11 protein-coding genes are annotated in these 10852 nt (G+C 70.5%); 9 read left to right on the plus strand and 2 right to left on the minus strand.

From position 1 onward, the window contains the following. The coding region (locus AC1DP0_RS10960; RefSeq protein ID WP_478084534.1) for a thiamine pyrophosphate-binding protein at nucleotides 1–392 on the minus strand (392 nt) is incomplete at its 3' end. A gap of 18 nt (nucleotides 393–410) precedes the next feature. Beyond that, nucleotides 411–1706: an isochorismate synthase gene (locus tag AC1DP0_RS10965; RefSeq protein ID WP_478084536.1), complete on the minus strand. Its 1296-nt coding sequence runs from the start codon at nucleotides 1704–1706 to the stop codon at nucleotides 411–413. Between the two features lie 94 nt (nucleotides 1707–1800). On the opposite strand from AC1DP0_RS10965, the gene AC1DP0_RS10970 reads away from it, so the two are divergent. The 9 genes from AC1DP0_RS10970 to AC1DP0_RS11010 form a co-directional block, all read left to right on the plus strand. Then, complete coding sequence (locus tag AC1DP0_RS10970) at nucleotides 1801–2493, plus strand: demethylmenaquinone methyltransferase (protein ID WP_478084537.1); 693 nt, start codon at nucleotides 1801–1803, stop codon at nucleotides 2491–2493. A 242-nt stretch (nucleotides 2494–2735) separates the two neighbouring features. Beyond that, entirely contained in the window at nucleotides 2736–4055 is a 1320-nt protein-coding gene (locus tag AC1DP0_RS10975; RefSeq protein ID WP_478084539.1) for a geranylgeranyl reductase family protein, read from the plus strand. Nucleotides 4056–4200: 145 nt separating this feature from the next. After that, entirely contained in the window at nucleotides 4201–4560 is a 360-nt protein-coding gene (locus AC1DP0_RS10980) for an NADH-quinone oxidoreductase subunit A (protein ID WP_478084540.1), read from the plus strand. Nucleotides 4561–4626: 66 nt separating this feature from the next. Further along, a complete protein-coding gene (locus AC1DP0_RS10985) occupies nucleotides 4627–5181 on the plus strand; it encodes a NuoB/complex I 20 kDa subunit family protein (protein ID WP_478084542.1) in 555 nt (184 codons plus the stop codon). Continuing rightward, the gene (locus AC1DP0_RS10990; protein WP_478084544.1) at nucleotides 5178–5951 is read left to right on the plus strand and encodes an NADH-quinone oxidoreductase subunit C; all 774 of its coding nucleotides are present in this window, start codon (nucleotides 5178–5180) and stop codon (nucleotides 5949–5951) included. Before AC1DP0_RS10985 ends, AC1DP0_RS10990 begins: the two co-directional genes overlap by 4 nt. After that, nucleotides 5951–7339, plus strand: coding sequence for an NADH-quinone oxidoreductase subunit D (locus tag AC1DP0_RS10995; RefSeq protein WP_478084546.1), 1389 nt, complete (start codon nucleotides 5951–5953; stop codon nucleotides 7337–7339). The genes AC1DP0_RS10990 and AC1DP0_RS10995 overlap by 1 nt, the downstream gene beginning before the upstream one ends. Then, nucleotides 7336–8097: an NADH-quinone oxidoreductase subunit NuoE gene (gene nuoE / locus AC1DP0_RS11000; RefSeq protein WP_478084548.1), complete on the plus strand. Its 762-nt coding sequence runs from the start codon at nucleotides 7336–7338 to the stop codon at nucleotides 8095–8097. Before AC1DP0_RS10995 ends, nuoE begins: the two co-directional genes overlap by 4 nt. Next, complete coding sequence (gene nuoF, locus AC1DP0_RS11005) at nucleotides 8094–9437, plus strand: NADH-quinone oxidoreductase subunit NuoF (protein ID WP_478084550.1); 1344 nt, start codon at nucleotides 8094–8096, stop codon at nucleotides 9435–9437. The genes nuoE and nuoF overlap by 4 nt, the downstream gene beginning before the upstream one ends. Continuing rightward, nucleotides 9434–10852 (plus strand): NADH-quinone oxidoreductase subunit G (locus tag AC1DP0_RS11010; protein ID WP_478084551.1); only part of this gene is annotated, 1419 nt, incomplete at its 3' end. The genes nuoF and AC1DP0_RS11010, both read left to right, overlap by 4 nt.

The raw sequence follows: 10852 nt of genomic DNA on the forward strand, positions 1-10852 counted from the left end.
TTCCCGAAGATCCCTGCCTGGTCGGTGGTCTGGTTGGCGCCCGTGCCGCGCAGCCGGTCGGGCCGGTCCGCGCTGACGACCACCAAGCGCCGCCCGGTGTGGTGCGCCTCCATGACCGCCGGCAGCAGGTTGCCGACGGCGGTCCCGGACGTCGTGACGACGGCGACCGGTCGTCGTGACCCGGTGCTGAGACCGAGCGCGAGGAATCCCGCCGACCGCTCGTCGACGCGAACGTGCAGCCGCAGGTCGCCGTTGCGGTCGGCGGCATGGAGCGCCAGGGCGAAGGGAGCCGAGCGTGAGCCCGGCGCGAGCACGACGTCCCGCACACCGCCGAGCCACAGCTGCTGCAGCACGCGCAGAGCGAGCTGCGGCGCAGTCCGGTCACCGGTCACGGTCGCCCCAGCCCCTTGTCAGTCGTCCGCGAGCGCGTCGCGCATCGGGATGAGCTTGGCGTCGGACTCGGCGACCTCGGACTCGGGGTCGGACCCGGCGACGATGCCGCACCCGGCATACAGCGTGATCTGCGACGGGTCCTGGGCGTCGAGCGCACCGCTGCGCAGGGCGATGCCCCACGCGCCGTCACCGCGTGCGTCCATCCAGCCCACGGGCCCGGCGTAGCGGCCGCGGTCCATCTGCTCGAGCTCCCCGATCAGCTCGACCGCGCGGTCGGTCGGGGTCCCGCCCACGGCAGCCGACGGGTGGAGCGACGCGGCGAGGGTCAGTGACGAGGCGTCGTCGGCGCTGACGGCGGCGACGTCGGTCGCGAGGTGCATGACGTTGGGCAGGTGCAGGACGAACGGGGCCTCGGGCACGTTCATCGAGGAGCAGTGCGGGGCAAGGGCCTCGGCGACGGAGCGGACGGCATACTCGTGCTCCTCGAGGTCCTTCGACGACCGGGCCAGCGAGGCGGCGAGCGCGAGGTCCTTCGCGTCGTCACCGGTCCGGCGGATCGTGCCGGCGAGCACCCGGGACGTGATGAGGCCCTGGTCGCGGCGCACGAGCAGCTCCGGGGTGGCGCCGACGAGGCCGGCGACCGAGAAGACCCAGGTGTTCTCGTAGCGCTCGGCGAGGCGGCGCAGCAGCCAGCGGGGGTCGATGGGGCCCGATGCCGTCGCCACGAGGTCGCGGGCGAGGACGACCTTGTCGACCTCACCCGCACCGATGCGCTGCACGGCCTCGGCGACCGCATGGGCGTAGGCGGCGGGGGAGACCCGGCCGTCGGCGAAAGCCACGTCTCGCGGCGCCTCGGGCTCGCCTGCGACAGAGGGCTTCTCGAGCAGGGTCAGCTGTGGTTCGAGTGAGACGGTCGTGAGCCACCCCTGCCCGTCACGGCGGCCGACGATCGTCGACGGCACGACGAGACGGGCGGACTCGGCCGAGTCCGAGGCGAAGGGGAACGAGCCGAAGCACACGAGCCCCGTGCCCGGCCGCTCGACCTCGTCGCGCACCACCGCGCGTCCGCTGACCCCACGCCACCACGCCTCCGCCTCGTGGAAGCGGTCTTCGCCCTGCGACTCGAACGTCAGCGCCGAGCCCCACCCGACGAGGCCCTCACCACGGCGCACCCACGACAGCAGCTCGTCGTGGGGCAGGCCGGCCGGCAGGAAGGCCAGCAGGGAGTCCGCGGCCTCGAGGGGCACCGTGCGGACGACGACCGTCGGTCCCGCTGAGGGGGACGGCGCTCCAGGGGCGGGCAGCGTGGACATCGGTGGCAACTCTACGACCGAACGCCCGCGAACCTCGTCACGCCGCCGCCGGTGCCACGGACGCCACCCCTGTCGCGGGTGCGAGGATGAGCGCATGACCCGTGCGCACCTGGACAAGAAGCCGGTCGACGTCGCGTCGATGTTCGACACCGTCGCCGAGAAGTACGACGTGACCAACGACGTCCTCTCGCTCGGTCAGGACCGGCTCTGGCGCCGCGCCGTCGTCAAGGCCGTCGACGCCAAGCCGGGGGAGCGCATCCTCGACATCGCCGCGGGAACCGGCACCTCCAGCGAGCCGTGGGCGAACGAGGAGATCGAGGTCGTGCCGGCCGACTTCTCGCTCGGCATGCTCCGGGTCGGTCGCCGCCGCCGCCCCGACATGGCCTTCACGGCCGCCGATGCGATGAGCCTGCCGTTCGCCGACGAGAGCTTCGACGTCGTGACGATGAGCTTCGGTCTGCGCAACGTCGCCGACCCCGAGACCGCACTGCGCGAGTTCCTCCGCGTCACCAAGCCGGGCGGGCGCCTCCTCGTCTGCGAGTTCAGCCAGCCGGTCAACAAGGTCTTCCGCACCGTCTACTCGAACTACCTCATGCGGGCCCTCCCGCCGGTGGCCCGCCGCACGTCGAGCAACCCCGACTCCTACGTCTACCTCGCCGAGTCGATCCGGGCGTGGCCGCCGCAGGGCGAGCTGGCGCGCATCGTCGAGACCGCCGGCTGGCAGCAGGTCGGCTGGGCCAACCTCACCGGCGGCATCGTGGCGCTCCACCACGGGACCAAGCGCTGACGGCATACGACCCTCTTGCGTATGCCACGTCGCTGGCTCGCGACCACACGTGGCCTCTCGACGTGTTGGGGGCGGCAAGACGTGGCCTTTCGACGGTGGAGGAGCGGCAAGACGTGGCCTCTCGACGGTGGGGTTGTCGACAGTTAGGTATGCCTTATCTGACAAGGACGAAACCGCGGGAATAGACTCGCCGGAGAGTTCGTGAAGTTCTTCACAAGCGGTTCGGAAGCGTGCAGGGAGACATGACCAGTTCGAGCGTCGCGCCCAGCCCCTCAGGGGGCGGCGGTGCACCCGTCGAGCGGGCCGACGTCATCGTCGTCGGTGCCGGCCCGGGTGGCAGCGCGACGGCCGCCTACCTCGCGGACCACGGTCTCGACGTCGTCCTCCTCGAGAAGTCGGCGTTCCCCCGCGACAAGATCTGCGGCGACGGCCTGACGCCCCGCGCGACGAAGGAGCTCATCTCCCTCGGCGTCGACACCACCGGCTGGCAGCGCACCAAGGGCCTGCGCATCAAGGGCGGCGGCCACACGCTGCAGCTCGACTGGCCCGAGTCCGACGCCTTCCCCGGCTACGGCATGGTCCGCACCCGTGCGCAGCTCGACGAGACCCTGGCCCGCCACGCGGTGAGCCGGGGCGCCCAGCTCCACGAGCGCACGAGCGTCTCCGCTCCGGTGCGCGACGGCTCGGGTCGCGTCACCGGGGTCACGGCCAAGCGCGTCGACGAGGCGGGCCGCGCCACCGGTGAGACGGTGACCTACCGCGCCCCGGTCGTCRTCGCGAGCGACGGCGTCTCGAGCCGCCTCGCGACAGCCGTCGGTCGCCCCAAGCGCGAGGACCGCGTCATGGCCATCGCCGTGCGGGCCTACTACACGACCCCGAAGCGCGACGACTACCTCGAGAGCCACCTCGAGCTCTGGACGCGCGACGACGCCGGCAACCGCATCCTCATGCCCGGCTACGGCTGGCTCTTCCCGCTCGAGGACGGCCGCACCAACGTCGGTCTCGGCACCCTCGACACGACGTCCGCGTTCCAGAAGACGGACTTCAAGGACGTCATGCGCCGCTGGGTCGAGGACATCAATCCCGAGTGGCAGCTCGAGCACGACGAGTCGGCCGGCCCGATCCGCGGCGCCGCCCTGCCGATGGGCTTCAACCGCACGCCGCTCTACGGCGACGGTCTGCTGCTCGTCGGCGACTCCGGCGGCATGGTCAACCCCTTCAACGGCGAGGGCATCGACTACGCCCTCGAGGCCGCCCGCCTCGGCGCCGAGCTCGTCGCCCAGGCGATGGCACGCCCGAGCGACGCCGCGCGCGAGCGGGTGCTCGCGGCATACCCCAAGGTCATGAAGGACGAGCTCGGCGGCTACTTCACCCTCGGTCGCTGGTTCGCCCACGCCATCGGCAACCCCGAGGTGATGCGGCTCGCGACGAAGTACGGCCTGCCGCGCACCAAGCTCATGCCGTTGCTGCTCAAGATCATGGCCAACCTCGCCGACCCCACGAGCAAGGGCGCGAGCGACCGACTCATCACCACCCTCTCGCGACTGGCGCCCAGCGCATGAGCCACCCCTGCGCGGGCGCGAATGTGACGCCGAGCACCATCGAGACGTACGCCCCTAGGATGGGTGCGCCGCGCACCTGCGCCCCTCCCGCCCCCGCAGCCCCTGCCATGCACGCCACGCACGACCGAAAGGCACGTGACCTCGGATGAACTCCTACGTCCCGATCCTGTTCATGCTGGGGCTCGGCTTCGCGTTCGCCGCGCTGTCGGTCTTCACCTCGCTCGTCGTCGGGCCCAAGCGCTACAACCGCGCCAAGCTCGAGGCCTACGAGTGCGGCATCCAGCCGTCGCCCCAGGCGGCCGGCGGTGGGCGCGTCCCGATCAAGTACTACCTGACGGCGATGCTCTTCATCATCTTCGACATCGAGTCGGTCTTCCTCTATCCGTTCGCGGTGGCCTTCAACAAGCTGGGCCTCTTCGCGCTGGTCGAGATGGTCCTGTTCATCGTCACGGTGTTCATCGCGTACGCCTACGTGTGGCGTCGCGGCGGGCTCGAGTGGGACTGACCCCGGATGACGCCGCACCAGCGGCGCACGTCCACGGGTTTCATCAGGAAGGTTAAGGAGTAAGCAATGGGTCTCGAAGAGAAGCTCCCGTCCGGGTTCCTGCTCTCGACGGTCGAGGGCCTCGCCGGCTACATGCGCAAGGCCTCGATCTGGCCGGCCACCTTCGGCCTCGCCTGCTGCGCCATCGAGATGATGGCCGTGGGCACGCCCGACTACGACATCGCCCGGTTCGGCATGGAGCGCTTCTCGGCGACCCCGCGCCAGGCCGACCTCATGATCGTCGCGGGACGAGTGAGCCAGAAGATGGCTCCCGTCGTGCGCCAGGTCTACGACCAGATGCCCAACCCCAAGTGGGTCATCGCGATGGGCGTCTGCGCCAGCTCGGGCGGCATGTTCAACAACTACGCCATCGTCCAGGGCGTCGACCACATCATCCCGGTCGACATCTACCTGCCCGGCTGTCCGCCCCGCCCGCAGATGCTCCTCAACGCGATCATCGAGCTGCACCACCAGATCGAGACCTCGCCGCTCGGCGCCAACCGGGAGAACGCCGCCAAGGCCGCCGAGGCCGCCGCGCTCTCCGCGACGCCGACGCACCAGATGAAGGGCCTGCTCGCATGAGTGACGGCGACCGGAAGGGCGACGTGAACGCCGACACCACGAAGGACCAGTCCTCGGGCCTCACGCCCCACGAGGTCGAGCTCGCGCAGGAGCGCACGCCGGCCGAGCCCGAGGTCGTCGGCGTCCGCCGCGGCATGTTCGGGGCCACGCAGGGTCCCGACACCACCGGCTACTCCGGCCTCGTCCGGCCCATCCTCATCGCCGGTGCCTCGGAGCGCCCCTACGGCGGCTACTTCGACGAGATCGCCGACAACCTCGAGCGGGGTCTGGTGGGGAGCACCGCCTCCTACGCCGAGGCCGTGGCCAGCGTCGTCGTCGACCGCGGCGAGATGACGATCCACGTCCGCCGCGAGCACCTCCCGGCTGTGGCCCGCGTGCTGCGCGACGACGCCTCGTTGCGCTTCGAGATCCTCACCGGCGTCTCGGGAGTGCACTACCCGAACCGCGTCGGCGAGGAGCTGCACGCCGTCTACCACTTCCTGTCGATCACCCACGGCGGCAGGCGGGTCCGCGTCGAGGTCAGCTGCCCCGACGACGACCGCCACATCCCGTCGATCGTCTCCGTCTACCCGGCCAACGACTGGCACGAGCGCGAGACGTGGGACATGTTCGGCATCGAGTTCGACGGACATCCCGCCCTCACCCGAATCATGATGCCCGACGACTGGCCGGGCCACCCGCAGCGGAAGGACTACCCCCTCGGCGGCATCCCCGTCGAGTACAAGGGCGCCACCGTCCCGCCGCCGGACCAGCGGAGGTCGTACACCTGATGAGCACACACACCGAGTTCACCCAGACCGAGGTGCCGGACCCCGGCGCCAACGACGTCTACGCCACGTCCGTGGCCGACGAGCAGGCCGCCAAGGGTGCCCACGTCTTCAACGCCGCCGGCGGCGACTGGAACGACCTCGTCGACGAGGCCACCTCGCTCGGCGAGGAGCGCATCGTCGTCAACATGGGGCCGCAGCACCCCTCGACCCACGGCGTGCTCCGCCTCATCCTCGAGATCGACGGCGAGACGGTGACCGAGGCCCGCGCGGGCATCGGCTACCTCCACACCGGCATCGAGAAGAACATGGAGTACCGCAACTGGGTCCAGGGCGTCACGTTCTGCACGCGCATGGACTACCTCATGCCGATGTTCCAGGAGACGGCCTACTGCCTCGCCATCGAGAAGCTGCTCGGGATCACGGACCAGATCCCCGAGCGCGCGAGCGTCATCCGCGTGCTCATGATGGAGATGACCCGCATCAGCAGCCACCTCATCTGTCTCGGTACCGGCGGCATGGAGATGGGCGCGACGACCGTCATGACCGTCGGCTTCCGTGAGCGCGAGCGGCTGCTCCGCGTCATCGAGATGATCACCGGCCTGCGCATGAACAACGCCTACATCCGCCCCGGCGGCGTGGCCCAGGACCTCCCGCCGGGCTCGATCGACGCGCTGCGTGAGATGGTGCCCGAACTGCGGCGCGGCCTCGGCGAGCTCGAGGCGCTCCTCAACGAGAACCCGATCCTCAAGGGCCGCACCGTCGACGTAGGCGTGCTGAACCTCGCGGGCTGCATGGCGCTCGGCATCACCGGCCCGGTGCTCCGGTCGACCGGTCTGCCGCACGACCTGCGCAAGCTCGACCCCTACTGCGGCTACGAGACCTACGACTTCGAGGTCAAGACCCGCACGAGCCAGGACGCCTACGGCCGCCTGCGGATCCGCATCGACGAGATGTACGAGTCGCTGAAGATCATCGAGCAGGCCACCGACCGGCTCCAGGCCAACGAGGGGCCGGTCATGGTCGAGGACAAGAAGATCGCGTGGCCGGCCCAGCTCGCGCTCGGCAGCGACGGTCTCGGCAACAGTCTCGACCACATCCGCGAGATCATGGGCACCTCGATGGAGTCCCTGATCCACCACTTCAAGCTCGTCACCGAGGGCTTCCGCGTCCCGCCCGGCCAGGCCTACGTGGCGATCGAGTCGGCCAAGGGCGAGCTGGGTTGCCACCTCGTCTCCGACGGGGGTACGCGCCCCTACCGCGCGCACTTCCGCGACCCGAGCTTCAACAACCTGCAGGCCGTGGCCGCGATGTGCGAAGGCAGCCAGATCGCCGACGTCATCGTCGCCGTGGCCTCGATCGACCCCGTCATGGGAGGTGTGGACCGTTGAGCGGCCACGACGCTTCAGGCCACCTGCACGTCAGCCCCGAGTCGAAGGCGCCGTATGCCGCCGACGTCCTCGAGAAGCTGCACCTCGATGCCGCCGAGGTCATCGCGCGCTACCCGCAGAAGCGCTCCGCGCTGCTGCCGCTGCTGCACCTCGTGCAGTCCGTCGACGGCTACGTCACGGGCCGTGGTGTGAGCTTCTGCGCCGAGGTGCTCGACCTCACCGAGGCGGAGGTGAGCGGCGTCGCCACCTTCTACACCCAGTACAAGCGCCACCCCAACGGTGACTACACCGTCGGTGTCTGCACCAACACGCTGTGCGCCGTCATGGGCGGCGACCTCATCTTCGACCGGGTGTCCGAGCACCTGGGCATCGGTCACGACGAGACGACCGAGGACGGCAGGATCACCCTCGAGCGCGTCGAGTGCAACGCGGCGTGCGACTACGCGCCGGTCGTCATGGCCAACTGGGAGTTCTTCGACAACCAGACGCCCGAGAGCACCATCGGCCTCGTCGAGGACCTGCGCGCCGGCAAGGACGTCGCCCCGACGCGCGGAGCCGCCAAGGTCTGCACGTTCAAGGAGGTCTCGCGGGTCCTCGCGGGCTTCGAGGACGGTCGCGCCGACGAGGGCGTGGGCGCCGGGCCGGCGTCGCTGCTCGGCCTGAAGATCGCCAACGAGCGCGGCTGGGTCGCGCCGGGTACGGGCGGCAGCAGCGGCCCGCGCCCATCCACGGCCGACGGCAAGGAGGGATCGAAGTGACCGACACCCTGACCCCGATCCTCACGAAGTTCTGGGACGACCCGCAGTCCTGGACCCTCGCGACCTACGAGCGCCACGACGGCTACAAGGCCCTCGTGAAGGCGCTCGACATGGAGCCGCAGGCGATCATCGACGCCGTCAAGGACTCGAGCATCCGCGGCCGCGGCGGCGCCGGCTTCCCGACCGGCATGAAGTGGTCGTTCATGAGCCCGCCCGACGGCGGTCCGCGCTACCTCGTCGTCAACGCCGACGAGTCCGAGCCGGGCACGTGCAAGGACGTGCCGCTCATGATGGCCAACCCGCACGCGCTCATCGAGGGCGTCATCATCGCGTCCTACGCGATCGGCTGCGAGCACGCCTTCATCTACCTCCGCGGTGAGGTCGTCCACGTCTACCGCCGCCTGCTGCGCGCCGTCGAGGAGGCCCGCGCGGCCGGTTACCTCGGCGACAACGTCGGCGGCAAGGGCGTCACGGTCGACATCACCGTGCACGCCGGCGCGGGTGCCTACATCTGTGGTGAGGAGACGGCCCTGCTCGACTCGCTCGAGGGCCGACGCGGCCAGCCGCGCCTCAAGCCGCCGTTCCCCGGCGCCGCGGGCCTCTACGCCCGTCCGACGTCGGTCAACAACGTCGAGTCCATCGCCTCGGTGCCCGGGATCATCCTCGAGGGCTCCGACTGGTTCAAGGGCATGGGCACCGAGAAGTCCACGGGCTTCGGCATCTTCAGCCTCTCGGGCCACGTCACGAACCCCGGCCAGTTCGAGGCGCCGCTCGGCATCACGATGCGCGAGCTCATCGAGCTCGCCGGTGGGATGCGCGGCGGCCGGAAGCTGAAGTTCTGGACGCCCGGTGGCTCGTCCACGCCGATCTTCACCGAGGAGCACCTCGACGTGCCGCTCGACTTCGACTCGGTCGCCGCGGCCGGCTCGATGCTCGGCACCCGCGCGCTGCAGGTCTTCGACGAGACCGTCTCGGTCGTGCGCGCCGTGGCCCGGTGGACCGACTTCTACGCCCACGAGTCCTGCGGCAAGTGCACCCCGTGCCGTGAGGGCACGTGGTGGCTGCGCCAGATCATGAACCGCATCGAGGCGGGCGAGGGGACGCAGGACGACATCGCCAAGCTCGTCGACATCTGCGACAACATCCTCGGCCGCAGCTTCTGCGCGCTCGGTGACGCGGCCACGAGCCCGATCACGTCGGCCGTCCAGTACTTCCGCGAGGAGTTCGAGGCCGGCATGCACACCCCGGCGCACGAGCTGTTCCCGCCGGAGCGGTCGGTGCTCTTCCCGGTCCCGGCCCCCACGTCGACCAAGGAGTCCAGCGGGATGGTGTCCGCATGACCGTCACGACCTCCCCGTCCGCAGGCGGCAACGCCGTCGACCAGGGCGGCAACGCGCAGGTGCCCCCGAACCCCGACCACGTCGGCCTGACGATCGACGGCGTGCCCGTCAGCGTGCCCAAGGGCACGCTCGTGATCCGGGCCGCCGAGACCGTGGGCATCGAGATCCCGCGCTTCTGCGACCACCCGCTGCTCGACCCGGTCGGCGCGTGCCGCCAGTGCCTCGTCGACGTCGCGATGCCCGACCGCGAGGGCAACGTCCGACCCATGCCCAAGCCGCAGGCGTCGTGCACGATGACGGTCTCGGAGGGCATGGTCGTCAACACGCAGCACACGTCCAAGGTCGCCGACAAGGCGCAGCAGGGCGTCATGGAGCTGCTCCTCATCAACCACCCGCTCGACTGCCCGGTCTGCGACAAGGGCGGCGAGTGCCCCCTGCAGAACCAGGCCATGAGCGCCGGTCGCCCGGTGTCGCGTTTCGAGGACGTCAAGCGCACCTACCCCAAGCCGGTCAACATCTCCTCGCAGGTGCTGCTCGACCGCGAGCGCTGCGTGCTCTGTGCGCGCTGCACCCGCTTCTCAGACCAGGTCGCCGGCGACCCCTTCATCGCGCTCGTCGAGCGGGGCGCGCTGCAGCAGATCGGCATCTACGAGGACAAGCCGTTCGAGAGCTACTTCTCGGGCAACACCGTCCAGATCTGCCCGGTCGGCGCGCTGACCGGCGCCGCCTACCGCTTCCGCAGCCGCCCGTTCGACCTCGTGTCGACGCCGTCGGTCTGTGAGCACTGCGCGAGCGGCTGCGCCATCCGCACCGACCACCGTCGCGGCGTCGTGCTGCGCCGGATGGCGGCCGAGGACCAAGCCGTCAACGAGGAGTGGAACTGCGACAAGGGCCGGTGGGCCTTCACGTACGCCACGCTGCCCGACCGCATCCAGCTGCCGATGGTGCGTGACGAGAGCGGCGAGCTCCAGGTGGTCGGCTGGCCGGAGGCCCTTGCGGCTGCGGCTGCCGGACTGTCCCGCGCCAGGACCGCCGGCGTGCTCGTCGGCGGCCGCGTGTCCGCCGAGGACGCGTACGCCTACGGCAAGTTCGCCCGCGTCGTGCTGGGCACGAACGACGTCGACTTCCGTGCCCGGCCGCACTCGGCCGAGGAGGTCGCCTTCCTCGCCGAGCACGTTGCCGCGACCGGTCCCGCCAGCGGCGCCGTGACGTACGCCGACCTCGAGGCCGCCAAGGCCGTCCTCCTCGTCGGCTTCGAGCCCGAGGACGAGAGCCCGATCGTCTTCCTGCGCCTGCGCAAGGCCTTCCGCAAGCACAAGACGCAGGTGTATGCCGTCGCGTCCCACGCGACGCGCGGCCTGGCCAAGGTGGGTGGCACCCTGCTGCCGACCGTGCCCGGCCACGAGGCCACGGCC

Source organism: Terrabacter sp. P5_B1 (assembly GCF_056400505.1).